Below are 24,701 nucleotides of genomic sequence, written 5' to 3'. Positions count from 1 at the left end.
GCGGGCGGCACGCCCGGTGCGTCACCCGTCTGCCGGGGCCACGTCGCGCAGCAGCTGGGTGAAGGCGGCCTCGTCGACGATCGGGGTGCCGAAGGACTTCGCCTTCACCGTCTTGGAGGTGGCGGCGTCCGGATCGTTCGTGACCAGCAGGCTCGTCAGCCGGGAGACGCTCGTGGCGACATGGAGCCCCGCCTCGACCGCGCGGTCCTCGAGCAGCTCGCGGTCGATGGACGTGTCGCCCGAGAACGCCACCCGCATGCCCTGCTTGAGTGGTTTGTCCGCTTCGTAGCGGCCCGGGTTGGGGTGCGGGCACGGCGGCCGCTTCCGCGAGGGACGCCAGCCGTTCGCGTGGTACGAGGCCTGGTGGCCGATCCGGGCCGGGGCGGGCGTGGACACCCACTCCGTCAGCGGCCGGCACTCCAGGAGCGGCAGCCGTACGTTCCGCTCGGCCGCCGCGCGCAGGCTCGGCCGGAACGCCTCGGCCAGCACCCGGGCGTCGTCCAGCGCGTTGTGCGCCCGCTCCTGGACGACACCGAAGTGCGCCGCCAGGGACTCCAGCTTGTGGTTGGGCAGCGGCAGCGACAGCTCCTTGGCGAGGGCGATCGTGCACAGCCGCTGCCGCACGGGGGCGGTGCGCTCGGCCCGTGCGTACTCCCGGGCGATCATCGACCAGTCGAAGAGCGCGTTGTGCGCCACCAGGACCCGGCCGTCGAGCCGCTCGGAGAACTCGGCGGCGATCTCCGGGAAGAGCGGCGCGCCTTCCAGCACGTCACGGGTCAGCCCGTGGATCCAGACCGGCCCGGGGTCCCGCTCCGGGTTGACCAGCGTGTACCAGTGGTCCTCGACCTCGCCCTGGGCGTCCAGCCGATAGACGGCAGCCGACACTATCCGGTCGTCGCGGGCGAGTCCGGTGGTCTCCACGTCGACGACCGCGTACCCCTGTGGGTAGGCGGCCGGCCACGCTGCTGCTGTCGTACGGTCGTCGAGCATGGTCACTGAGAATACGGGCCCCTACTGACACCCCCGCCCCCCGGTGCCCCGCCGCCGACCGGAACCGGCCATCCGGTTGACGCGCCGCCGAGCCCGCGACGGCCATGACGCCCGCACCGTGGGGGAGTTCCACCGGAGCCGCCCGACGGGCTCAGCCGAGACCGGCCCGGATCCGCCGGGCGGCCTCAGCCGAGAGCGGCCACCAGGTCACCGGCCGCGGCCTGTTCGAGACCGCAGCCGTCCACCGGCCCCGGCAGCAGGCGGTAGACCGTCCCGGTCGCGCCGTCCGGCACGACGTCGCCGTCGAGGAGGGCGAGGAAGGCGTTCCGGCCGCTCGCGCCCGCCGCCGCCACGGCCCGCCCGTCCTCGGCCGTACGGCGCCGGTCGGGTGGGCCGGCCGTACGGATCCGGTCGGCGAACGACTCCACAGGCTCCTCGCTCCCGCGCCGGTACTCCCACACCTCGTCAGGGCCCTCGTGCGCCCGTCGCAGGACGGTCACCGCGTCGGTCCGGGCGGCGGCGTGCCAGACCGCCAGATCCCACAACGTCGTCCGCCCGGCCGTGAAGTACTGGTACAGGTCCTTGCCGACCCGGCCCAGGTCCGCGCTGTGCGACCACACGCTCTGGAACCCCTCGGACGGCGGCAGATGCAGATCCGTCCAGAGGAAGGTGCGGTGCTCCAGGTCGACCAGCATCGGCACATGGATCCGGGCGTCGCCCACGAGGTCGTAGCGCTGACGGACGGTCCTCGGGTCGTACGTCGCGTCCCTGCCCTCCCTGGAAGGGAGGGTCATGAAACCGGCGAAGGCGTCGAGGAGCTGCTCGAACGGCACGTTGTTGTAGCTGAACACGATCGGCATCGCGAACCGCACCCCGGCCTCGGCGAGTGCCGTCAGGTCCAGATCGGCGTACTCGGTCGCCCCCTTGGGCGCGGGCGCCGAGACCAGATCGCCCGAGTGGACGACGGCCCGCTTGCCGTAGACGAGGTTGGTGTAGTCGCACAGCCCGACGTACGACCAGTCCGCGTCGTACAGGGCGACCGACAGATCCAGGTCGACCCGTGTCTTCCTCGGCTGGGTCCAGTGCAGGAACATGCGCAGGACCTCGCCCCGGGGCAACGGCTGCGTCGAACCGCGCGGCACCGACACCAGAGCCTTGGCCGCGGCGCCCTCCGCGGACGGCACGGCGAGCCCCGCGAGCGCGGAGTCCAGGACGGCGGTGTCGAACCGGGGCGCGGCGGCGAGCCTGCGCAGCACCTCGCTCTCCAGCAGCCGGCAGACCTCTTCGGTCAGCGCGGTCGGCAGGGGAGCGCGCCGGTCGTCCGTCGTGAACGCGTGCGTGACCCGGCCGCGCGGAAAGAACACCCTCTGGTCGCCGGGCAGATGGCGGATCCGCAGCTGCCCGAGCGCCGCGAGCAGCGGTCCGGGGCCCGCACCGGGCAGGGCGCGGCGCAGCGTCTCGGCCACGCGCGCGTGGAGGGTGTCGGAGCCGTACAGCCGCAGCAGATGGTCGAGGCGTCGCGCCAGTTCGCCCGGGCGCTGCGCGAGCAGCGGGAGCGCGGTGTCCAGGTCCCGCTCGGCCAGGGCGGTCTCGACGCGCCCCGCCCAGGTGTGCGGCTTGAGGCGGCCGCCGTCGACCCGGACCGCGTGGGGGTGCTCGGCGGCGGTCCGCAGCAGGGCCTCGCCGTGCGAGACGGCCGTCGTGTCCGTCGCGCGGAGCACCGCGAACGCCATGGCCGCCCGGGGGTGACGGTCGTGTCGCTCGAAGGGGTGGAGGATCTCGGCGGCCTTCTTCCACAGACCCGGGTGGCGCGCCAGATCCTCCACCAGCGAGGTCACGTCGAGGCCGTCCAGGACGGTGAGGAGCCGGCGGCGCAGCGGGCGCGGCAGCGAGCGGAAGCGCCGGGGCTCCAGCAGGTCCGCCTCACCGCCCGACCAGACGGCGAGCAGCCGAAGGACGTCGGTCGCGGTGGTCAGCCGGACGTCCAGCTCGGGCAGGACGGCGTCCCGGGTGCCGGGGTCGAGCAGCAGCGTGCCCAGGACCAGCGCCTTGGTCGCGCGTACCGGGATCTCGTCGGGCAGCCAGTCGAGCACCGTGGGCGCGTGGGTGAGCAGCACCTTCAGGTCGTCGCGGTCGGCCGGTGAGAGCGGTGTGCGCCGGGCCATCAGCGTGAGCAGGGCCTTCGCCGCGTCCGCCGGGCGGTCGCGGCCGAGCGCGAGCAGCCGGAGCGGCCCGACGGAGGACTCCTCGCCCTCGTCCTCGCCCTCGTCCTCGGCATTCGCGGTCGCGGCCTTCGGCTTCAGGAACGGGTCCGTGGGGTCGATCCGGCGGTGGCAGATCGGGCAGCCGTCGTATTCGGCCCCGTCCCAGCAGTGACGGCACACGAGGTGGGCGCAGGGCGAGACCGCGTGGACGGTTCCGGCGGTGCCGCACAGGACGCACGGCTGCGTCGGCCACTGGAGCAGCAGGGTGAAGACCCGGTCGACGTAGAGCGCGAACGTGTCGTCGGGGACGGAGGCCGGGAACGACCGGAAGAGCGGCATGTGCGGGCGGTCGACGCCCGACTCCGCGTCCAGGTGGCGCAGCAACTGCCTGCCCGCGTCGGCGAGTCCGGCGGGACCGAGCCAGGCGAGCGCCTCGCGCAGCTCGGCGGTGGGGGCGAAGCCCCGGTCCAGGAGCTCGGCCTCCAGAGCGGTGAGGCCTTCGGCGGTGGACGGGTCGCCGGGGCGGGGCCCGGCCTGATCGACGTAGACCGTACGGAGACGGCGGAGCAGGACGGACGACACCACAGACAAAAAGGGATCTCCAGGAGGGAGGGGAAGAGTGAGGCGGAGACGGAGAGTGAGCGCGCTACGGGTGTCATAGAAAGAGTGAGAAGGAAGCACGCTTGCGGAGCCGTCCCCGCGTGAACGCAGCCTAGGACGGCACCACGCGCGCGTGCCACCGAATTAGTCGGGGAGCGCGTGGCTCGGGGAGCCGGCGGCGGAGCCCCGACGTCTCAACAGGCCGTCCACCAGGGCCCGCACGGAGGTGACGAAGAGGCGCTCCGGGTCGATCGGGCGGGCCAGCGCGCGGATGAGGGAGGGGTCGTCCGGGTCGGTCGTCTCCGATTCCCAGAGCTCCTCCTCGGCGGGCGACTGGACCGGTGCCCGCTCGCGGTTGCGTTCCACGAGTACGTAGCCGACGACCTGGACCTGCACCGCGCGGACCACCTCCGCAGCCCGCGCGCCGCGGAGGCCCGCCGCGTGCACCTCGACGGCCAGGGCGCGCTGAGCGGGCAGGAACATCCGCTCCGTCAGGCCCCGTTCGTGGACCATCGCCACCAGATGCGGGCGGTCGCGCAGTTCGCGGCGGAGCGAGCGGGCCACCGAGACGATCCGGTCGGCGGGAGTGCGCCCGCGCGGGGTGATGGCCGAGAGATCGGCGACCGTCCGCTCGACCAGCGCGTCGAGCAGGGACTCGCGGTTGCCGACGTGCCAGTAGATCGAGGTGACCGCCGTGCCGAGTTCGGCGGCGAGCTTGCGCATGGTCAGGGCGTCCGGGCCGTGCTGCCTCACCAGAGCGGCGGCGGTCGCGAGGACCTCCTCGCGGGTGAGTGCGGTGCGCGCCATCGTCCCCCCAATTCTCTTCCGTGCACGGCTATTTACCCTTCATCGCCGCCGGTGTAACTGTGTTACAGGCCGACGGTCCCTGAAGGGTGGTACGTCATGGCACGAGTACGGTACGGGGCGCGCACCGACGCCGAGATCACGGCGGCCCGCGCCAAGAGCAGCAAGCTTCCCGACATCTGGTCCACCGGAGTGGTCGCCGTCTGGGAGACCGATCCGGACGTGGTCGCGGCCGTCCTGCCGCCCCCGCTGAAACCCACCGAACGGCCCCTGGTACGGGCCAACATCTCCCAGGTCGACCTGCCCGGCTACCCCCTCGGCGCCGGCTCGGTCGCCGTCGCCGCCGCCCACGGAGGCCAAGAGGGCTGGTATCCGCTCGTCATGCCGATGACCCTGGAGCGGGCCCTCATCGGCGGCCGTGAGGTGTTCGGCGAGCCCAAGAAGCTCGGCGAGGTCGTCGTCGAACGCGACGGGCTCGTCGTCCGCGCCTCCCTCGCACGCCACGGCATCGCCTTCGTCGAGGTGCGCGGCGCGGTCTCCGGCCCGCTGCCCCTGCCGGAGCCCGCCGAGAAGACCGACTTCTACTTCAAGTTCCTGCCCGCCGTGGACGGCACCGGCTTCGACGCCGACCCCGTCCTCGTGCACTGCGTCCGCGGCGAGAAGGTGCGCAAGCTGGAGCGGATCACCGGTGACGTGGTGCTGCGCGAGTCCATGTACGACCCCGTCGCCGACCTCCCCGTACGCCGGATCGTCGAGATCACCATCGGCGAGAAGACCACCGACCAGAAGGGGCGGGTGGTGGAGCGCGTGAGCGCGGAGGCCCTCCTGCCCTACATCCACCAGCGCTACGACGACCCGCAGCAGATCCTCGACGGACCTCCGGAAGGGAGCGTGTGATGGAGCTGCGCCAGGGGCAGGTCGCGGTCGTCACCGGCGCGGCGAGCGGCATCGGTCTCGCGATGGCGCGCCGGTTCGCCGCCGAGGGGCTCGCCGTCGTCCTCGGCGACGTCGAGGAGGCCGCGCTCGCCAAGGCGGCCGAGGAGCTGACGGAGGGCGGGGCGCAGGTCCTCGCCCGTACCGTCGACGTCAGCGACGCGGATTCCGTACGGGCCCTCGCGGACGCGGCGTTCGACACCTTCGGCGGCGTGCACGTCCTCTGCAACAACGCCGGCGTCGGCTCAGGAGCCGAGGGCCGCATGTGGGAACACGAGCCCAACGACTGGAAGTGGGCCTTCTCCGTCAACGTGTGGGGCGTCTTCCACGGCATCCAGGCCTTCGTCCCGCGCATGATCGCCGGCGGTGAGCCCGGCCACGTCGTCAACACCTCCTCCGGCGACGGCGGGATCGCCCCGCTGGCGACCGCCTCCGTCTACGCCGTCACCAAGGCGGCCGTCGTCACCATGACCGAGTCGCTGTACGCGCATCTGAAGGCCGAGCACGCGCGCGTGGGGGCGTCGGTCCTCTTCCCAGGCCCGCACATGCTGCGCACAGGCCTGTGGGAGTCGCACCGCAACCGGCCCGAGCGGTACGCCAAGGAGCGGCCGCGCAAGACCCCGTACCGCAGCCTGGACCAGTGGGAGGCGGCGATGAAGGAGGCCGGGCACGAGGTCGCCTTCACGCCCGTCGAGGAGGTCGCGGAGCACGTCGTGGACGGCATCCGCGCCGACCGGTTCTGGATGCTCCCGGCGAGCGAGCACAGCGACCGGCAGATCCGGGCGCGCTCGCAGTCGATGCTCGACCGCGCCAACCCGTCGTACCTGGAGAGCTTCATTCTCGACTGAGGGGTCCGTCATGGCCGATCCGAACGACCCGTATCTGATCATCTCCTCCGACTGTCACGCCGGTCTGCCCACCGAGCGCTACCGGCCCTATCTCGACTCCCGGTTCCACCGCGCCTTCGACGAGTTCCTCGCCGGGCGGGACGCCCGCCGCGAGGCCATGACCCGGCTCGGGGTGCGCAACGAGGCCTTCGCGAACAAGTGGTTCAGCGACAACGAGGAAGGGCTGCGGGGCGGCTGGGACGCCGCCCAGCGGCTCAAGGAGCTCGACGGCGACGGGGTGGCGGCCGAGGTCGTCTTCCCCGACGCGGACGCCGTTGACAGCCAGACCGCCGCGCCGTTCGGGGTCGGCCTCGGGCTCTCCGGCGACCAGGACCCGGAGCTCGGCATGGCGGGCGCGCAGGCGCACAACCGCTGGCTGGCCGAGTTCGTGGGACAGAACCCCGAGCGGCACTGCGGGGTGGCGCTGCTGCCGATCACGGCGGAGCCGTCCAAGGTCGTCGCCGAGATCCACCGGGCCAGGGAATCGGGGCTCGGCGCGCTGATGATCCCCTCGATGTGGGTGGACAAGGAGCCGTACCACGACCGGAGTTACGACCCGATCTGGGCGGCCGCGGCCGAGACGGGCATGCCGCTGGTCACCCACTCCGGCGCGGCGCCGCGCGAGGAGTACGGCGACCATCTCGGCATCTACGTCAGCGAGGTCACCTGGTGGCCGGCCAGGCCGCTCTGGTTCCTGCTCTGGTCCGGGGTCTTCGAGCGTCACCCCGGGCTGAAGTTCGGAGTCGCCGAGTCGGGCTGCTGGTGGCTGCCGAACCTGCTCTGGTTCATGGACCGGCTCTACCTCGGCGCGCACGGCGGCAAGAAGCTCTCCCCGTTCGCGGAGCTGAGGCGGCCGCCGAGCGAGTACCTGGACCGTCAGGTCTTCATCTGCGCCACCAATACCAAGCGGCGCGAGCTGGCACAGCGGTACGAGATCGGCGTGGACAACATCCTGTGGGGCTCGGACTTCCCGCACCCGGAGGGGACCTGGCCCAACACGCGCGCGTGGCTGCGGAACACGTTCCACGACATCCCGGTGGCGGAGACGCGGCGGATGCTGGGCCTCGCCGCGGCCGAGGTCTTCGGATTCGATGTCCGGACATTGGATCCGATCGCCCGTCGTATCGGTCCGACCCCCGCCGAGCTGGGCCAATCACCCGACCAGGAGGCCGTGGAAGCCTCCTGGGCCCGCTCCCGCGAGGTCGGCCGCCACTGGCTGACGGACCACGACTTCCCCGCTCTGGGGGTGAACTGATGGACCGCTACACCGTCATCTCGGCGGACTGCCACGCCGGCGCCGACCTCCTCGACTACAGGCCGTACCTCGAGAAGAAGCACCACGACGCCTTCGACGCCTGGGCGGCCGGCTACGTCAACCCGTACGAGGACCTGCTCGCCGACACCGCCGACCGCAACTGGAACTCCCGGCGCCGGCTGCGCGAGCTGGAGGCGGACGGGATCGTCGCCGAGGTCGTCTTCCCCAACACCATCCCGCCGTTCTTCCCCTCCGCCTCCCTGATGGCGCCCGCGCCGAGCCGCGAGGAGTTCGAGCAGCGCTGGGCGGGGCTGCGCGCGCACAACCGCTGGCTCGCCGACTTCTGCGCGGACGCCCCCGGCCGCCGTGCGGGCGTGGCGCAGATCCTCCTCAACGACGTCGACGAGGCCGTGAAGGAGATCCGCCGCGCGAAGGAGGCCGGCCTCACCGGCGGCATCCTCCTGCCGGGCGCCCCGCCCGGCAGCGGGATCCCCGAGCTGTACTCGCAGACGTACGACCCGATCTGGGCGGTCTGCGCGGAGCTGGACGTCCCGGTCAACCACCACGGCGGCTCCGCCTCGCCGCCCCTCGGCGACGAACCCGCGGCGCGCGCGGTGTTCATGGTGGAGACCACGTGGTTCTCGCACCGGGCGCTCTGGCACCTCGTCTTCGGCGGCGCGTTCCGCCGCCACCCAGACCTCAAGCTCGTCCTCACCGAGCAGGGTTCGGGCTGGATCCCCGGGGTCGTCGAGATGCTGGACTACTACCACGCCCGCCTGGTCGCGGCGGCCTCCCGGGCGGCCACCGCCGAGTCCAAGTTCGGCGCGGGCCTTGCGGAGTCCATGGGCAAGGGCCCCAGCGAGGTCTGGCGCGACAACTGCTTCGTCGGCGCGAGCTTCATGCGCCCGCACGAGGTGCCGCTGCGCGACCGGATCGGCCTCGACAAGATCATGTGGGGCAGCGACTACCCGCACGACGAGGGCACGACGCCGTACTCGCGCGAAGGCCTCCGCATCGCCTACGCGGGGCTGCCCAGGGACGAGGTGGCGGCGATGGCGGGCGGCAACGCGGCCAGGGTCTACGGCTTCGACCTGCCGTTCCTGGACTCCCTGGCGGCCGTGTACGGCCCGACCGTCGAGGAGATCGCCGAGCCCCTGAAGGAGGTCCCGGCGGGCGCGACGAGCCCCGCCTTCGCCCCCGGCGGGTCGGTACGCGTCTGGTGACGGACCGGATGAGACCCTCCCCGGGTGACTGACCCACCCGCCCACGACGAAGCCCACGGCGGCGGCCTCGGCACCCGTCTCAACTGGCTCCGGGCCGCCGTGCTCGGAGCCGACGACGGAATCGTCTCCACCGCGGGCCTCGTCGTCGGCGTCGCCGGCGCGACGGAGTCGCGCTCCGCGCTCCTGACCGCCGGCCTGGCGGGCCTGCTCGCCGGCTCCCTGTCGATGGCGGCGGGAGAGTACGTCTCGGTCTCCACCCAGCGGGACTCGGAGAAGGCGGCCCTCGCCCAGGAACGGCGCGAACTCCGCGAGGACCCCGAGGCGGAGCTGGTGGAGCTGACGGAGCTGCTGGCCGCCCGCGGCCTCACCCCGGCGGTCGCCCGCGAGGCGGCGGAACAGCTCACCGCCCGCGACGCCCTGCGCGCCCACGCGCGCGTGGAGCTCGGCATCGACCCCGACCGGCTCACCAACCCCTGGCACGCGGCCGCCGCCAGCTTCCTCGCCTTCACGGCCGGAGCGCTGCTCCCCCTCCTCGCGATCGTCCTCCCGCCCGCGTCGACCCGCCTGTGGATCACGGTCCTCTCGGTCCTCGCCGCCCTCGCCCTCACCGGCTGGTGGAGCGCCCGCCTGGGCGCGGCCCCACCCCGCCGCGCGGTCCTGCGCACGATGGGCGGCGGGGCGCTGGCGATGGCGGTCACGTACGGGGTGGGGTCGCTGCTGGGGGCGGCGGGGGTCTAGCGGATCCGCATGATCCGGTCCGATGGCGTACGCCGACCGGTCCTGTCAGAAGGTGCCAGAGGTTGCTGACAAGTCGTCTCGCATACTTGTTGGTAACGACGTCTAGTCGCACCCGGACCCGCGCCCCTACCGTCATCGGCATGCCGAACCTGCCCGATGTCGTGCTCTGGTCCATACCGGCGTTCGTCCTGCTCGCCGTCCTGGAGATGGTGAGCTACCGCCTCCGTCCCGACGACGACGCGGCCGGGTACGAGGCCAAGGACACGGCCACGAGCATGGGCATGGGTCTCGGGAGTCTCTTCGTCGACCTCGTGTGGAAGATCCCGATCGTCGCGATCTACACGGCGGTCCACGAACTCACCCCGCTCCGCCTCCCCGTCCTGTGGTGGACGATCCCGCTGATGCTGCTCGCCCAGGACTTCTTCTACTACTGGCAGCACCGCGGCCACCACGTCATCCGGATCCTGTGGGCGTCGCACGTCGTGCACCACAGCAGCCGCAAGTTCAACCTCTCCACCGCGCTGCGCCAGCCCTGGACCGGCTTCACCTCGTGGCCGTTCTACCTGCCGATGATCGCGCTCGGTGTCCACCCGGCCGCCGTCGCCTTCTGCTCCTCGGTCAGCCTGGTCTACCAGTTCTGGATCCACACCGAGCGCGTCGACAGGCTGCCCCGGCCCTTCGAGTACGTCCTCAACACCCCCTCCCACCATCGTGTCCACCACGCCTCGCAGGGCGGCTACCTGGACCGGAACTTCGGCGGCATCCTGATCATCTGGGACCGGATGTTCGGTTCCTGGGTGGGGGAGACCGAGCGGCCCGTCTTCGGGCTCACCAAGAACATCGCGACGTACAACCCGCTGCGCGTCGCCACCCACGAGTACGCCGCCATCGCCCGGGACGTACGGTCCGCCACGAGCTGGCGGGAGCGCGCCGGGCGCGTCTTCCGAGGGCCGGGATGGCAGCCGGCCGCCGCGTCCGGACCCCTCGCCACGCCCGGGCCGGTTCTCTCGCCCGGACCCCTCCTCGCCCCCGGGCCGGCCCTCTCGCCCGGACCGGTCGCCGCACAGGGCACGGGCTCCGCCGCTCCGGAGCCCGCCGCGTGAGCACCACCCGTACGCAGGGAGTGACTGTCGCCGCCTCGGCCCCGCCCGCCGTGCTCTCCCGCGCCCTCCTCGCCGCCTTCGCGCTCGCCGTCGCCGTCGACCTGGTCTCCCTCCTCGCCGGCGTCGAGCTCGGACACCGGATCGCCAAACCCCTCCTGATGCCGCTGCTCGCCGCGTACGCCGCCACCCGCGGCGCACCGAAGCTCCTGGTCGTCGCGCTCCTCCTCGGCTGGGGCGGCGACGTCCTCCTGCTCGGCGACGCCGACTGGACCTTCCTCGTCGGCATGGGCTGCTTCGCCGCCGGTCACGTCTGCTACCTCGCGCTCTTCGGACGACGCCGGGCGTCCGTCCCCCTGGCCATCGCCTACACCGCCGCCCTCGTCGGCACCCTCGTGCCCCTCTGGCCCGACCTCCCCGCCGAGCTGCGGATCCCCGTCGCCGGCTATTCGCTCCTGCTCGCCGCCATGGCGTACCGCTCCGGCTCCCTCGGGCTCACGGCGGGCATCGGCGGCGCGCTGTTCCTGCTCTCCGACACCCTCATCGCGACCGGCATCGCCGAGTGGCCCCAGCTGCCCGCCCCCGACGTCTGGATCATGGCCACCTACATCGCCGCCCAGTACCTGCTGACCGCAGGGGTGCTCCCACAGGCGTACGGTGAGCGGAGCACCGCCGACTGAGAGCAAGGACCGTCCGTCATGCGCGCCACCACCATCCACGCCCCGTTCGACATGCGCGTGGAGGACGTGCCCGACCCCGCGATCCAGGACCCCACCGACGTCGTCGTCCGGGTCCTGCGCGCCTGTATCTGCGGCAGCGACCTGTGGGCCTACCGCGGTGAGTCCGCCCGGCAGCCCGGTCAGCGCATCGGGCACGAGTTCCTGGGCATCGTCGAGGCCGCGGGCCCGGCCGTCTCCGGCTTCTCCGCCGGTGATCTGGTCGTCGCCCCCTTCGTCTGGTCCGACGGCACCTGCGAGTACTGCGCCGAGGGCCTGCAGACCTCCTGCCCGCGGGGCGGCTTCTGGGGCTCGGTCGGCTCCGACGGCGGCCAGGGCGAGGCCGTCCGGGTCCCCTTCGCCGACGGCACCCTCGTCAAGCTGCCCGCCGAGGCCGCCTCCGACGACCGCCTGCTGACCGCGCTCCTCGCCCTCTCCGACGTCATGGGGACCGGCCACCACGCCGCGCTCGGCGCGGGCGTCCGCAAGGGCTCCACGGTCGCGGTCGTCGGCGACGGTGCCGTGGGCCTGTGCGGCGTCCTCGCCGCCAAGCGGCTCGGCGCCGAGCGGATCATCGCGCTCGGCCGCCACACCGTCCGTACCGACATCGCCCGCGTCTTCGGCGCCACCGATGTCGTCGCCGAGCGCGGGGAGGCCGCGGAGGCCGCCGTACGCGAGCTCACCGGGGGCCAGGGCGCCCACGCCGTCATCGAGGCGGTCGGCACGGAGCAGTCGATGCGCACGGCCGTCGCCATCACCCGCGACGGCGGCTCCATCGGCTACGTCGGCGTCCCGCACGGCAGCGGTACCGGGCTGGACCTCTCCGTCATGTTCGACCGCAACATCGCGCTGCGGGGCGGCGTCGCGCCCGTCCGCGCGTACATCCCCGAGCTGCTCCCGGACGTCCTCGACGGCACCATCGACCCGTCCCCGGTCTTCGACCGGACCGTCGACCTCGAAGGCGTCCCGGCCGGCTACAAGTCCATGGACGACCGCAGCGCCCTGAAGGTCCTCGTCAAGCCGTAGCGGGGTCCGCGCGCGGATCCCGCGTGGGGTCACCCCACGTGGGATCGTCCCCGCCCTGCACGCCCGGCGGGCGGGACCAGCCCGTCGGGCCGCCGTCGTACGAGACGGGCGACAGCGCGTGGCGCAGGAGGCCCAAGGGACTGGGCGTCTCCGTGAGATGGCGGGCCGGTTCGTAGCGGGGGAGGGTGTGCGTCAGCCAGTGGCCCGTCTGCGCCAGGGCCAGGCGTACGAGCCGCGTGCCGCCCTCCCTCTCCCGCTCCGTCAGGGACCGCAGCACGGCCGCCGCGAGCAGATACCCCGTCCCGTGGTCCAGGGCCTGCGCCGGCAGTGCGCCCGGCTCGTCCGCCGAACCCTCGGTCGCCGCGATCCCGGTCGCCACCTGCACCAGGCTGTCGAAGCCGCGCCGTTCGCCCCACGGCCCGTGGTCGCCCCACGCCGAGATCCGCGCGATCACCAGCCCGGGCCGCTGAAGGCCGAAGCGCTCCAGGGCGCCGGGGCGGTAGCCGGTCACCAGGACGTCCGCCTCGTCCAGCAGGCCGTCGAGGACGCGCCGGTCCGAAGGCCGGTCCAGGTCCAGCGCCGCCGTCCGCTTGCCGATGTCCGTGTCCGCGTGCTGGTCGGGCAGTTCGGGGTTGCCCGGCGGGTCGATCCGCAGCACGTCCGCGCCGAGCAGCGCCAGCGTCCTCGTCGCGACCGGCCCGGCGATCACCCGGGTCAGGTCCAGGACCCGCAGAGGGCCCGAGCGCCGTCTCCGGGCCGGGGCCGCGTCGTCCAGCCGCTCCCGCGCCAGCAGCGGCCGCGCCGCCACCTCCCGGCCCTGTTCGTGCGCCGCCCACTCCTCCGGCGTGCGCAGGGCGACCGCCAGGCCCCCGGCCGCGTACACCGCCGTCTCGGTCTCGACGGCCTTCCGTTCGGCGATCGCCGCCGCCACGGCCTGCACCGACTCCTCCCGCACACCCAGCGCGGAGAGCAGCGCCGCCCGGTGGTGGGGATAGTTGGCGTGCGTACGGACCCAGCCGTCGGACGCCTTCCAGAAGCGGGACAGGGGCGCGAAGTTCACCGGAGCCCGGCCGTCGACCCGGAGGTGACGCTCACTCACGAAGGCCGTGGCCACGGCCCCGTCGTCCACCCGGACCTTCCCCGGCAGGCCGCCCCGCTCCACCGCGGCCAGGCCCGCGACCGCCACGGTCGCCCGCGCCAGGTCCATCACCGGCAGCCGCGCCGCCAGCAGCCCCGACGGGCCGGTGAACGCCACCCGGTCCACCAGGGCGGGATCGCCGCCCAGGGCCGACCACAACAACTCCGTACCCGTACGCACTGTGTTGTCCATCCCCGCATGATGGCACTCCGTGCCACGCAAAAGGGGCCCTGGTGTGGCGCACCACTCCAGGGCCCCTCCGTGCCTGTCGGCGTCGTGCCTACCGGCGCACGGCGTCGAGCGCGTTCACCAGACCGGCTCCGTAGAAGCCGTTCTTGTTCTTGCCGCCCTCGCAGACCGCGTCGACGGTGCCGTCGGCGTTGATGTCGTACGGGTTCGTGCAGGCGCGGTCGTCGGCCTGCGCGTACAGCATCGCCTTGAGCGCGGCCGGGCTCGCCTTCGGGTGCGTCGACTTCAGCAGCGCGAGCACACCGGCGGCGTGCGGCGAGGCCATCGACGTACCGGCCTTGTAGTTGAAGCCGCCGTTGACCGTGGTCGACAGGATCCGGCCGTTGACCGCGGGCGCGTCCGGGGTCTGGTACTCGGTGCGGTCGCCGCCGGGGGCCGCGACGTCGATGACGCCGTCACCGTAGTTGGAGTACGAGGCCTTCAGGTCCTTGGCACCGGTCGCGGAGACCGTGACCACGCCCGGGAGCATCGCCGGGTAGTCCAGGCACTCCTTCGGGTCGATGACCCGGGTCACCGGTGTGGTGTCGTTCGGGCTGGTGGCGTCCGTGAGCTCGTCCGACGCCAGGTCCATGGCGGAGTTGCCGGCCGCCGCCACGTTGACCGTGCCCTTGCGCTCCGCGTAGCGGGTCGCGCGGGTGACGGCCTCGATCAGCGCCTTCTGGTCGGCGTCGTTCTTGCACGCGAACAGCCACGGGTCCGTGTAGTAGCTGTTGTTGGTGATGTCGACGCCGTGCTCGGCCGCCCACACGAAGCCGCAGACGACGGCCTCGGTGTAGAAGAAGCCGTCAGGGGTGGACACCTTGATGCCCGAGACCTTCACGCCCGGCGCGACACCGGTGACGCCGGTGCCGTTCTTGGCGGCGGCGATCGTGCCGGCGACGTGCGTGCCGTGGTCGCTCTCGCCCGCGTTCGGACGCCACGAGCCGGGGGTGATGTCCGGCTTGCCCGTCACGCAGTTGGCAGAGGCCTTGGCGTCGAAGTTCGGCGCCAGGTCCGGGTGCGTGTCGTCGACACCCGTGTCGATGACGCCCACCGTCACGTTCCGGCTGCCGAGCGTCCTCTTGTGGGCCTTGTCCGCCTGGATGGCGGGCAGGTCCCACTGGAGCGGCTCGAGCGCGTCCTGGTCGTCCGTCGCACTGGCCGCGGCGGACGTGGCCTCGGACGCGCTGAGCGCCTGGCCGCCCTCGCCGACGGAGGTGTCGGTCTGGACGGAGAGCGGGGCGGTGCGCGTCGAACCGGCCGACACCACGCCCCGGGCCTTACGGATCGTCGTCGCGAACTCGGGGTTCTGCGAGTGGACGACGATGACGCCTATCTGGTCGTAGGAGATGACCACCGTGCCACCGGCCGCGGCTATCGCCTTCTTCACCGAGTCGGCCGTCTTGCGGCCCCCCTCGACGTTGACGACGTACGACAGCTTGGGGCCGTTCGTCGAGACGGAGGTCGTCGCCGGGGTGTCGCTCGCCACCGCGGCGGAGGCGCCGGTCGGAAGGAAGCCGAGCGAGGCCGTGAGCGCGAGGCCGGCCGGCAGAGCGAGTACTCGGCCGCGTCTCGATCCCAGATGAGCCATGGGTTCTCCACATCATCCGTATGTACTGGCCGCCCGCGGATTGCGGACGGGCAGGTGCATGACGAGTGAAGCTATCGCTGATCTTCCCGCCCCATCAATGAGTTCAGAGGATTTCCTGTAGATCCGGAGGAAGATCCAGAAGAAGCTCCAGAGAAGAAAACCACTCCGGTGAACCACTTCGCTCCGCGCCCCGTGCCGTTGGACAGGGGAGGAGCTCCGAACGGAGCCCGTTCCCCATCCCCCCAGTGAGGCCCTTTTGTCCATGCCCACAGCACCCGCGTCGCGAGGAGATTCCGTGGCAACCGAAGCACTGCCGCCGCCCCAAGGCGGCACGGACGCCCACCCCGGCCCCGCCCAGCCCACGACCGAGGCGTTCGTCGAGGTGCAGGAGAGTGCGGAGTTCGGCGAACTGCGCCGTACCTACCGCTCCTTCGCCTTCCCCTTGACGGTCGCCTTCATCGCCTGGTACCTGCTCTACGTGCTGCTCTCCAACTACGCGGGCGGCTTCATGGGGACCAAGCTCTTCGGCAACATCAACGTGGCTCTCGTCCTCGGCCTCGGCCAGTTCGCCACGACCTTCCTCATCGCCTGGCTCTACTCGCGGCACGCCGCGAGCCGCCTCGACCCGAAGGCCGAGGCCATCAAGTCCCGTATGGAGCACCCGGAGGCCGACGCGTGAGCAGCACCCTTCTCCTCGCGGCGGGCAACGCCACCAGCGAGCACCGGCCACTGATCATCGCCCTCTTCGGCGCCTTCGTCGTCGCCACGCTCGTCATCACCGTCTGGGCCGGCCGCCAGACCAAGAGCGCCGCCGACTTCTACGCCGGCGGCCGCCAGTTCACCGGCTTCCAGAACGGCCTCGCGATCTCCGGCGACTACATGTCCGCCGCATCGTTCCTGGGTATCGCGGGTGCCATCGCGCTCTTCGGCTACGACGGCTTCCTGTACTCGATCGGCTTCCTGGTGGCCTGGCTGGTCGCCCTGCTCCTGGTCGCAGAGCCGCTGCGCAACTCCGGCCGGTTCACCATGGGCGACGTCCTCGCCTACCGGATGCGCCAGCGTCCGGTCCGTACCGCCGCCGGCACCTCCACCATCGTCGTCTCGATCTTCTACCTGCTGGCGCAGATGGCCGGCGCGGGCGTGCTCGTCTCGCTGCTCCTCGGCATCACCAGCGACGGCGGCAAGATCGCCATCGTCGCGCTGGTCGGCGTCCTGATGATCGTGTACGTCACCATCGGCGGCATGAAGGGCACCACCTGGGTGCAGATGGTCAAGGCCGTCCTGCTCATCGCCGGCACGCTCCTGATCACCTTCCTCATCCTGCTGAAGTTCAACTTCAACCTCTCCGACCTGCTCGGCGCGGCCGCCACCAACAGCGGCAAGGGTCAGGCCTTCCTGGAGCCCGGCCTCAAGTACGGGGCCACCGGCATCTCGAAGCTGGACTTCCTCTCGCTCGGCATCGCGCTCGTCCTCGGCACCGCCGGCCTGCCGCACATCCTGATCCGCTTCTACACGGTGCCGACCGCCAAGGCCGCCCGTAAGTCGGTCAACTGGGCCATCGGCATCATCGGCGCCTTCTACCTGATGACGATCGTCCTCGGCTTCGGCGCCGCGGCCCTGCTGAAGAACAGCGACATCATCGCCTCGAACAAGGCGGGCAACACCGCCGCCCCGCTCGCGGCCCTGGAGATCGGCGGCGGCGCCGGCTCCACGGGAGGCGCGATCCTGCTCGCGGTGATCTCCGCCGTCGCCTTCGCCACCATCCTGGCGGTGGTCGCCGGACTGACCCTGGCCTCGTCGTCGTCCTTCGCGCACGACATCTACGCCAACGTCATCCGGCGCGGAAAGGCCACGGAGAAGGAGGAGGTCCGCGCGGCGCGCTGGGCCACCGTCCTCATCGGCGTCGTCTCGATCGCGCTCGGCGCGCTCGCCCGCGACCTCAACGTCGCCGGCCTGGTCGCCCTCGCCTTCGCCGTCGCCGCCTCCGCCAACCTGCCGACGATCCTCTACAGCCTGTTCTGGAAGCGGTTCACCACCCAGGGCGCGCTCTGGTCGATCTACGGCGGTCTGATCTCCTCGGTCGTGCTGGTGCTCTTCTCGCCGGTCGTCTCCGGCAAGCCCACCTCGATGTTCAAGACCGTGGACTTCTACTGGTTCCCGCTGGAGAACCCGGGGATCGTCTCGATCCCGCTGGGCTTCCTGCTCGGCTGGCTCGGCTCCCTCCTCTCCAAGGAGGAGCCGGACAAGGGCAAGTACGCGGAGCTGGAGGTCAAGTCGCTCACCGGTGTCGGAGCGCACTGATCCGCGCAGGGTACGCGACCACGGGGCGGCCCCGTCGTAGGGTCCTACGACGCGGCCGCTCCGGTCCTCGTTCCAATCGGCCCCTGCTGGTTGTCGGTGGTCTCGCGTAGGCTCGCTGTATAAATCACCGAACGACAGGGAGGGGGCCCTCAGTGCTCATCGACACCTACGGCCGTGTGGCCACCGACCTGCGCGTCTCGCTCACCGACCGGTGCAACCTGCGGTGTACGTACTGTATGCCGGAGGAAGGCCTGCAGTGGCTGGCCAAGCCCGACCTGCTGACCGACGACGAGATCGTCCGGCTGATACGGATCGCCGTCACCGACCTCGGGATCACGGAGGTCCGCTTCACCGGCGGCGAGCCCCTGCTCCGCCCCGGCCTCGTCGGCATCGTCGAGCGCTGCGCCGCCCTGGAGCCCCGCCCCAAGATGTCCCTGACCACGAACGGCATCGGGCTCAAGCGGACGGCCGCCGCGCTGAAGGCGGCCGGTCTCGACCGGGTCAACGTCTCCCTGGACACCCTGCGGCCCGAGGTCTTCAAGACCCTGACCCGCCGCGACCGTCACCACGATGTGCTCGACGGCATGGCCGCCGCGCGCGACGCCGGCCTCACCCCGGTCAAGGTCAACGCGGTCCTGATGCCCGGGCTCAACGACGACGAGGCCCCGGACCTGCTGGCCTGGGCGGTGGAGAACGGATACGAACTCCGCTTCATCGAGCAGATGCCCCTCGACGCCCAGCACGGCTGGAAGCGCGACGGCATGATCACCGCCGGGGACATCCTGGAGTCGCTGCGTACGCGCTTCACCCTGACCGCCGAGGGCGCGGACGAGCGCGGCTCGGCCCCCGCCGAGCGCTGGGTCGTGGACGGCGGACCGCACACGGTCGGGGTCATCGCCTCCGTCACCCGCCCGTTCTGCCGGGCCTGCGACCGGACCCGGCTCACCGCCGACGGCCAGGTGCGCACGTGTCTGTTCGCCACCGAGGAGACCGACCTGCGGGCGGCGCTGCGCTCCGACGCGCCGGACGAAGAGATCGCCCGGATCTGGAAGCTGGCGATGTGGGGCAAGAAGGCCGGCTCGGGCCTGGACGACCCGAGCTTCCTCCAGCCGGAGCGGCCGATGTCAGCGATCGGCGGCTGAGTCCGACTCCCACTCCGCGAGCGGGACGACGTCCTTCAGGAATCCCCGTACGCCCAGGAACTGGGAGAGGTGCTCGCGGTGCTCCTCGCAGGCGAGCCAGGTCTTGCGGCGCTCCGGCGTGTGCAGCTTGGGGTTGTTCCAGGCCAGCACCCATACGGCATCGGCGCGGCAGGCCTTGGCGGAGCAGATCGGCGTCTCGATCGGGGTCTGGTCACTCACCGGATTGATCACACGATCATTGTCCAACAATGGCGATGCCGAGCAGCCACGGGGGGAGCTGCCCGGCATCGGTCCGTCGCTCCGACGGGGGATGCGGAGCGCGTAGGCAGTATGTCACGGGGGATGGGGTGAGGTGCACCGGAACTTCATCATTGATCTGAGCATTTCTTGAGCTTTTCGGCTCGCGCTGATGATCAACTCTGTTCGGACGGACGCTCCGTTCGCGGTTCCGCCGAGGCGTCCCCGGTGGGGAGCTCGACGCGCGTCGGGCCCGGTACGAACGTGGAGGGAAGGGTCGGCGGCTTCTCGCGCCCGGCGTTCGCGATGACCACCGCGACGTAGGGGAGAAGCGCACCGAGCACCAGGGCCACGATGGCCACATGGCGCTCGACGTTCCACAGGAGGACCGCGGCGATGACGGACAGCGTCCGCACCGACATCGAGATCACATACCGCCGTTCCCGGCCGCGGACATCGTCGGAGAGGCCCTGACGGGCCCCGGTGATTCGGAAGACCTCTGCTCCGCCGTGCTTCCGCATCGCATTCCACCACCAGCGTCCACGCCGGACCCTCCCTGGTCCGGGCCTGCCTCCACGGTACGCCCGCCGTCCGAGGCGGAGGAGACCGGGGCACGTATGGCGCTCTCCGACATGCGGCGTATGACTGATGAGCCGAGACTGGGCCCACATGCGCAGATTGCGCCGCATGAGGAGGCGACATGAGTTGGTTGTGGGCAATCATCGTGGGCTTCGTGCTCGGCCTGATCGCCAAAGCGATCATCCCGGGCAAGCAGCAGATCCCACTGTGGCTGACGACCGTGTGCGGCATCATCGGCGGCCTCCTCGGCAACGCCGTCGCGGGCTGGATCGGGGTCGAGGACACCCGGGGCATCGACTGGACGCGACACGTGCTCCAACTCGTCTTCGCCATCGCGGTGGTCGCCCTGGGCGACATGCTGTGGGCCAAGACCAGAGGCACCAAGCAACGAGCGTAGGGGCGGGGGCGCGGTCCGCGCACCGAGCACGGGCGAACCCGCCTGGCGATCCGAGCGCACCGAGCGGGCGAACACGCCCGGCGTCCCGTGCCGCGCCGAGAACGGACGAACACGCCCCGGCGCCCCGCCCGCGGCCGCTTCCGGCGGTGCGGTGCGGGCTCCCAGGGCCGGGCGCGGGCGGTGTCGGCCGGGCGCGAGCGCGCCGTCGGTGTCACCGTGGCCCCCCGTCGACAACGCCGGAGGCCGGTACGCGCGTACCGGCCTCCGTCATGTCATGCCCCGGGAGTCCCGGGCGTCAGCCCTGCGCGCCGACCTCGATCGCCGCCAGGTTCTTCTTGCCCCGCCGCAGCACCAGCCAGCGGCCGTGCAGCAGCTCGTCCGCCGACACCTCGGCGTCCTCGGCGGTGACCTTCACGTTGTTCACGTAGGCCCCGCCCTCCTTCACCGTCCGGCGCGCCCCCGACTTGCTCGGCGCCAGGCCGACCTCGACGAACAGGTCCACGACCTGCCCGAGCTCGGCCACGCGCGCGTGCGGCAGTTCGGAGAGCGCCGCGGCCAGCGTCGCCTCGTCCAGCTCGGCCAGGTCGCCCTGACCGAACAGCGCCTTCGACGCGTTGATGACCGCCGCGCACTGATCGGCGCCGTGCACCAGCGTCGTCAGCTCCTCGGCGAGCGCCCGCTGCGCGGTCCGCGCCTGCGGCCGCTCGGCGGTGAGCTGCTCCAGCTCCTCCAGCTCCTCGCGGGACTTGAAGGACAGGATGCGCATGTACGTCGAGATGTCCCGGTCGTCCACGTTCAGCCAGAACTGGTAGAACGCGTACGGCGTCGTCATCTCCGGGTCCAGCCAGACGGCCCCGCTCTCGGTCTTGCCGAACTTCGTGCCGTCCGCCTTGACCATCAGCGGCGTCGCCAGCGCATGCACCTCGGCGCCCGGCTCCAGCCTGTGGATCAGGTCGAGCCCGGCCACCAGGTTGCCCCACTGGTCGGACCCGCCCTGCTGCAGCGTGCAGCCGTGCCGCCGGTACAGCTCCAGGAAGTCCATGCCCTGCAGCAGCTGGTAGCTGAACTCGGTGTAGCTGATGCCCTGCTCGGACTCCAGGCGCCGCGCGACGGAGTCCTTGGTCAGCATCTTGTTGACCCGGAAGTGCTTGCCGATGTCCCGCAGGAACTCGATCGCGGACAGGCCCGCGGTCCAGTCCAGGTTGTTCACCATGACCGCCGCGTTCTCCCCCTCGAAGGAGAGGAACGGCTCGATCTGGCTCCGCAGCCGGTTCACCCAGTTCGCCACCGTCTCGGGGTCGTTCAGGGTGCGCTCGGCCGTCGGCCGCGGGTCGCCGATCTGGCCCGTGGCCCCGCCGACCAGCGCCAGCGGCCGGTGACCGGCCTGCTGGAGCCGGCGGACGGTGAGCACCTGGACCAGGTGGCCGACGTGGAGACTGGCCGCGGTCGGGTCGAAACCGCAATAGAACGTGACAGGACCGTCCGCGAGAGCCTTGCGCAGTGCGTCCTCGTCGGTGGACTGGGCGAACAGCCCGCGCCACTTGAGCTCGTCGACGATGTCCGTCACGATTCTCGGTCTCCTTGATTGATGGTCGTCACGCCGTGACTCAGTCTATGGGGGTCAGACACCCTTGCTGACCGAGCTCATGTTGAAGTCCGGCACCCGCAGTGCCGGCATCGCCGCCCTGGTGAACCAGTCGCTCCACTCGCGCGGCAGCGTCTTCTCGGTCCGGCCCGCCTCCGAGGCCCGCGACAGCAGGTCGACCGGCGACTCGTTGAACCGGAAGTTGTTCACCTCGCCGACCACCTCGCCGTTCTCGACGAGGTAGACGCCGTCCCGGGTCAGACCCGTGAGCAGCAGCGTCGCCGGGTCGACCTCGCGGATGTACCAGAGGCAGGTCAGCAGCAGCCCCCGCTCGGTGGAGGCCACCATCTCCTCCAGCGAACGCTCGCCACCGCCGTCCAGGATCAGGTTCCCCGCCCCCGGCGCCACGGGCAGGCGAGTGAGCGCCGCGGTGTGCCGGGTGGTGATGAGATGCTCCAGCCTGCCCTCCCGCATCCAGTCGATCGGCATCATCGGCAGACCGTTGTCGAAGACGGACGAGTCGTCGCCCGAGGAGTGCGCGATCACGAAGGGCGCGGACTCCAGACCCGGCTCGTTCGGATCGCTGCGCAGGGTCAGCGGCAGCGGGGAGAGCGTCTCGCCGAGCCGCGTGCCACCGCCCGGCTTGGAGAAGACCGTACGGCCCTCCACCGCGTCCCGGGCCGCCGAGGACCACAGCTGGTAGATCAGCAGGTCGGCCACGGCGGTCGGCGGCAGGAGCGTCTCGTACCGGCCGGCGGGCAGCTCGATCCTGCGCTCCGCCCAGCCGAGCCGCTTCGCCAGATCGGCGTCGAGCGCCGCCGGGTCGACGTCCTTGAAGTCCCGGGTGGAACGCCCGGCCCACGCGGACCGCGAGCGGTCGGGCGACTTGGCGTTGAGCTCCAGGGTGCCGTTGGGCTGGTCGTGCCGCAGCCGCAGCCCCGTCGACGTACCGAGGTAGGTCGAGGTCAGCTCGTGGTTGGCGAAGCCGTACAGCTCGCGGCCGCCCGCCCGGGCGCGGGCGAAGGCCTCGCCGAGCGCGGGCGCGAAGTCCGTGAAGACGGCGGAGGTCGTCTCGGTCGGCGCGTCGATGAAGTCGGGGGAGGTGTCCACACCCTCGACCAGTGGCTGGGCGTCCTCGGCCGGCCCCGCGGCCCGCGCGGCGGCCTCGGCCGCCCGCACCAGGGACTCCAGGTCGTCAAGGGTCACGGCGGAGCGCGAGACCACACCGGACGCGGTGCCCTGGGCGCCGTCGACGGTCGCGACGACGGTGAGCGTACGGCCCCGGGTGACACCGTTCGTCGTGAGCGCGTTGCCCGCCCAGCGCAGGTTGGCGGAGGACTCCTCGTCGGCGATGACGACACAGCCGTCCGCCCGGGACAGTTCGAGCGCGCGCTCGACGATCTCGTGCGGCTTGGTGATACGGGAGCTCATCGACCGGCCTCCTGCGTGGTGTTCAAGATGTTGACGCCCCGGAAGAGGGCGGACGGGCAGCCGTGGGAGACCGCCGCGACCTGGCCCGGCTGGGCCTTGCCGCAGTTGAACGCGCCGCCCAGGACGTACGTCTGCGGGCCGCCGACCTTCTCCATCGAGCCCCAGAAGTCGGTCGTCGTCGCCTGGTACGCGACGTCCCGCAGCTGCCCGGCCAGCCTGCCGTTCTCGATGCGGAAGAAGCGCTGTCCGGTGAACTGGAAGTTGTACCGCTGCATGTCGATCGACCACGACCGGTCGCCGACCACGTAGATGCCCCGCTCGACACCCCCGATCAGATCCTCCGTGGAGAGGCCCCCCGGGTCGGGCTGGAGCGAGACGTTCGCCATCCGCTGCACCGGCACATGGCCGGGGGAGTCGGCGAACGCGCAGCCGTTCGACCTGCCCAGGCCCGTCAGCTTCGCGATCCGACGGTCCAGCTGGTAGCCGACGAGCGTGCCGTCCTTCACCAGGTCCCAGCTCTGCCCCTCGACACCCTCGTCGTCGTACCCGACCGTCGCGAGGCCGTGCTCGGCGGTGCGGTCACCCGTCACGTTCATGATCGACGAGCCGTACGCCAGCTTCCCCAGCTGGTCGAAGGTGGCGAACGAGGTCCCGGCGTACGCCGCCTCGTACCCCAGCGCCCGGTCCAGCTCGGTGGCGTGGCCGATCGACTCGTGGATCGTCAGCCAGAGGTTCGACGGGTCGACGACCAGGTCGTACGTCCCCGCCTCCACGCTCGGCGCGCGCATCTTCTCGGCGAGCAGGTCCGGGATCCGCTCCAGCTCCGCGTCCCAGTCCCAGCCGGTGCCGGTCAGGTACTCCCAGCCACGCCCGACCGGCGGGGCGATCGTCCGCATCGAGTCGAACTCGCCCGTCGTCTCGTCGACGGCGACCGCGGTGAGCTGCGGATGCAGCCGGACCCGCTGCTGGGTCGTGACGGTGCCCGCCGTGTCCGCGTAGAACTTGTTCTCCTGGACGGTCATCAGCGAGGCGTCCACATGCGCCACACCGTCCGCCCGCAGCAGCCGCTCGCTCCACTCGGCGAGCAGCGCACCCTTCTCGGCGCCGGGGATGTCGAAGGGGTTGATCTCGTACGAGGAGATCCAGGTCTTCTCCGCGTGCACCGGCTCCTCGGCCAGCTCCACACGTTCGTCGGAGCCCGCCGCGGCGATCACCTTGGCGGACAGCTTGGCCATGGCGACGGCCTGCGAGGCGACCCGCGCCGCCCCGTCCATGGTCAGGTCGACCCCGGAGGCGAACCCCCACGCCCCGCCGTGCACCACGCGCACCGCGTATCCGAGGTCCGTGGTGTCCGACGACCCCGAAGGCTTGGCGTCGCGCAGCCGCCACGAGGCGCTGCGCACCCGCTCCAGACGGAAGTCGGCATGGTCGGAGCCGAGGGCACGCGCGCGTGCGAGCGCCGCGTCGGCGAGCGCTCGCAGCGGCAGTGCCGTGAAGGCCGCGTCGATGGAATGAGGCACGGATGTCTCCTGTCTGGTGAGACCGGTCGACCCCGATCATGTCGCGCTTTCGTCCGCCACGCCCAGAGCTTTATGT

At 71.7% G+C, this 24,701-nt stretch carries 22 protein-coding genes; 12 read left to right on the top strand and 10 right to left on the bottom strand.

Annotated features, from left to right (window positions below):
• Window positions 1-21 precede the first annotated feature (21 nt).
• The 3 genes from ACFY8U_RS20865 to ACFY8U_RS20855 form a co-directional block, all read right to left on the bottom strand.
• The gene (locus ACFY8U_RS20865; RefSeq protein WP_389572220.1) at window positions 22-996 is read right to left on the bottom strand and encodes a DEDDh family exonuclease; all 975 of its coding nucleotides are present in this window, start codon (window positions 994-996) and stop codon (window positions 22-24) included.
• A gap of 179 nt (window positions 997-1,175) precedes the next feature.
• A complete protein-coding gene (locus tag ACFY8U_RS20860; protein WP_389572218.1) occupies window positions 1,176-3,785 on the bottom strand; it encodes an MXAN_6230/SCO0854 family RING domain-containing protein in 2,610 nt (869 codons plus the stop codon).
• 153 nt (window positions 3,786-3,938) lie between these two features.
• Complete coding sequence (locus ACFY8U_RS20855) at window positions 3,939-4,601, bottom strand: TetR/AcrR family transcriptional regulator (RefSeq protein WP_389572216.1); 663 nt, start codon at window positions 4,599-4,601, stop codon at window positions 3,939-3,941.
• 96 nt (window positions 4,602-4,697) lie between these two features.
• Between ACFY8U_RS20855 and ACFY8U_RS20850 the strand changes: the two genes are divergently transcribed.
• The 8 genes from ACFY8U_RS20850 (at window position 4,698) to ACFY8U_RS20815 (ending at window position 12,476) form a co-directional block, all read left to right on the top strand.
• Complete coding sequence (locus tag ACFY8U_RS20850; protein WP_389572214.1) at window positions 4,698-5,495, top strand: acetoacetate decarboxylase family protein; 798 nt, start codon at window positions 4,698-4,700, stop codon at window positions 5,493-5,495.
• A complete protein-coding gene (locus ACFY8U_RS20845; protein WP_389572212.1) occupies window positions 5,495-6,379 on the top strand; it encodes an SDR family NAD(P)-dependent oxidoreductase in 885 nt (294 codons plus the stop codon). Before ACFY8U_RS20850 ends, ACFY8U_RS20845 begins: the two co-directional genes overlap by 1 nt.
• A gap of 10 nt (window positions 6,380-6,389) precedes the next feature.
• Window positions 6,390-7,673, top strand: coding sequence for an amidohydrolase family protein (locus ACFY8U_RS20840; protein ID WP_361642150.1), 1,284 nt, complete (start codon window positions 6,390-6,392; stop codon window positions 7,671-7,673).
• On the top strand, window positions 7,673-8,896 hold the full coding sequence (locus ACFY8U_RS20835; protein WP_389572209.1) for an amidohydrolase family protein: 1,224 nt from the start codon (window positions 7,673-7,675) through the stop codon (window positions 8,894-8,896). The genes ACFY8U_RS20840 and ACFY8U_RS20835 overlap by 1 nt, the downstream gene beginning before the upstream one ends.
• Window positions 8,897-8,920: 24 nt before the next feature.
• Complete coding sequence (locus tag ACFY8U_RS20830) at window positions 8,921-9,634, top strand: VIT family protein (RefSeq protein WP_389572206.1); 714 nt, start codon at window positions 8,921-8,923, stop codon at window positions 9,632-9,634.
• 140 nt (window positions 9,635-9,774) lie between these two features.
• A complete protein-coding gene (locus tag ACFY8U_RS20825; RefSeq protein ID WP_389572203.1) occupies window positions 9,775-10,737 on the top strand; it encodes a sterol desaturase family protein in 963 nt (320 codons plus the stop codon).
• The gene (locus ACFY8U_RS20820) at window positions 10,734-11,414 is read left to right on the top strand and encodes a lysoplasmalogenase (RefSeq protein WP_389572200.1); all 681 of its coding nucleotides are present in this window, start codon (window positions 10,734-10,736) and stop codon (window positions 11,412-11,414) included. The genes ACFY8U_RS20825 and ACFY8U_RS20820 overlap by 4 nt, the downstream gene beginning before the upstream one ends.
• 18 nt (window positions 11,415-11,432) lie before the next feature.
• Window positions 11,433-12,476 (top strand): zinc-dependent alcohol dehydrogenase family protein, encoded by a 1,044-nt coding sequence (locus tag ACFY8U_RS20815; protein ID WP_389572197.1) that lies wholly within the window; start codon window positions 11,433-11,435, stop codon window positions 12,474-12,476.
• Here ACFY8U_RS20815 and ACFY8U_RS20810 read toward each other — a convergent pair.
• The gene (locus ACFY8U_RS20810) at window positions 12,466-13,806 is read right to left on the bottom strand and encodes a CoA transferase (RefSeq protein WP_389572194.1); all 1,341 of its coding nucleotides are present in this window, start codon (window positions 13,804-13,806) and stop codon (window positions 12,466-12,468) included. The two genes, ACFY8U_RS20815 and ACFY8U_RS20810, sit on opposite strands and share 11 nt — an antisense overlap.
• Before the next feature lie 88 nt (window positions 13,807-13,894).
• Entirely contained in the window at window positions 13,895-15,433 is a 1,539-nt protein-coding gene (locus tag ACFY8U_RS20805) for a S8 family serine peptidase (protein ID WP_389572192.1), read from the bottom strand.
• A gap of 295 nt (window positions 15,434-15,728) precedes the next feature.
• Here ACFY8U_RS20805 and ACFY8U_RS20800 point away from each other — a divergent pair, with 295 nt between their 5' ends.
• From ACFY8U_RS20800 to moaA, 3 genes are all read left to right on the top strand, one after another.
• The gene (locus ACFY8U_RS20800; RefSeq protein WP_361592496.1) at window positions 15,729-16,112 is read left to right on the top strand and encodes a DUF485 domain-containing protein; all 384 of its coding nucleotides are present in this window, start codon (window positions 15,729-15,731) and stop codon (window positions 16,110-16,112) included.
• The gene (locus ACFY8U_RS20795) at window positions 16,109-17,734 is read left to right on the top strand and encodes a cation acetate symporter (protein WP_389572190.1); all 1,626 of its coding nucleotides are present in this window, start codon (window positions 16,109-16,111) and stop codon (window positions 17,732-17,734) included. Before ACFY8U_RS20800 ends, ACFY8U_RS20795 begins: the two co-directional genes overlap by 4 nt.
• A 152-nt stretch (window positions 17,735-17,886) precedes the next feature.
• The gene (gene moaA, locus ACFY8U_RS20790) at window positions 17,887-18,876 is read left to right on the top strand and encodes a GTP 3',8-cyclase MoaA (RefSeq protein WP_389572188.1); all 990 of its coding nucleotides are present in this window, start codon (window positions 17,887-17,889) and stop codon (window positions 18,874-18,876) included.
• Here the strand turns inward: moaA and ACFY8U_RS20785 are convergent.
• Both ACFY8U_RS20785 and ACFY8U_RS20780 read right to left on the bottom strand, forming a co-directional pair.
• A complete protein-coding gene (locus ACFY8U_RS20785) occupies window positions 18,859-19,095 on the bottom strand; it encodes a hypothetical protein (protein WP_389572185.1) in 237 nt (78 codons plus the stop codon). The genes moaA and ACFY8U_RS20785 overlap by 18 nt on opposite strands.
• Window positions 19,096-19,289: 194 nt before the next feature.
• Window positions 19,290-19,634: a DUF3099 domain-containing protein gene (locus ACFY8U_RS20780; protein ID WP_389572183.1), complete on the bottom strand. Its 345-nt coding sequence runs from the start codon at window positions 19,632-19,634 to the stop codon at window positions 19,290-19,292.
• A 179-nt stretch (window positions 19,635-19,813) separates the two neighbouring features.
• Between ACFY8U_RS20780 and ACFY8U_RS20775 the strand changes: the two genes are divergently transcribed.
• Window positions 19,814-20,089: a GlsB/YeaQ/YmgE family stress response membrane protein gene (locus tag ACFY8U_RS20775; protein ID WP_361592480.1), complete on the top strand. Its 276-nt coding sequence runs from the start codon at window positions 19,814-19,816 to the stop codon at window positions 20,087-20,089.
• Window positions 20,090-20,384: 295 nt separating this feature from the next.
• Here ACFY8U_RS20775 and tyrS read toward each other — a convergent pair whose 3' ends face one another.
• The 3 genes from tyrS to ACFY8U_RS20760 are packed head-to-tail and all read right to left on the bottom strand — an operon-like array spanning window position 20,385 to window position 24,625.
• Window positions 20,385-21,656, bottom strand: a complete 1,272-nt coding sequence (tyrS, locus tag ACFY8U_RS20770) for a tyrosine--tRNA ligase (protein ID WP_361432397.1) — start codon at window positions 21,654-21,656, stop codon at window positions 20,385-20,387.
• Between the two features lie 54 nt (window positions 21,657-21,710).
• The gene (locus tag ACFY8U_RS20765) at window positions 21,711-23,105 is read right to left on the bottom strand and encodes a metallopeptidase TldD-related protein (protein WP_389572180.1); all 1,395 of its coding nucleotides are present in this window, start codon (window positions 23,103-23,105) and stop codon (window positions 21,711-21,713) included.
• On the bottom strand, window positions 23,102-24,625 hold the full coding sequence (locus tag ACFY8U_RS20760) for a TldD/PmbA family protein (protein WP_389572178.1): 1,524 nt from the start codon (window positions 24,623-24,625) through the stop codon (window positions 23,102-23,104). Before ACFY8U_RS20760 ends, ACFY8U_RS20765 begins: the two co-directional genes overlap by 4 nt.
• Between the last annotated feature and the right edge of the window lie 76 nt (window positions 24,626-24,701).

The organism is Streptomyces sp. NPDC012508 (assembly GCF_042902595.1).
GTDB lineage: Bacteria > Actinomycetota > Actinomycetes > Streptomycetales > Streptomycetaceae > Streptomyces.
Note: the sequence above shows the minus strand (reverse complement) of the source record. Positions and strands in the feature narration are given on the sequence as shown.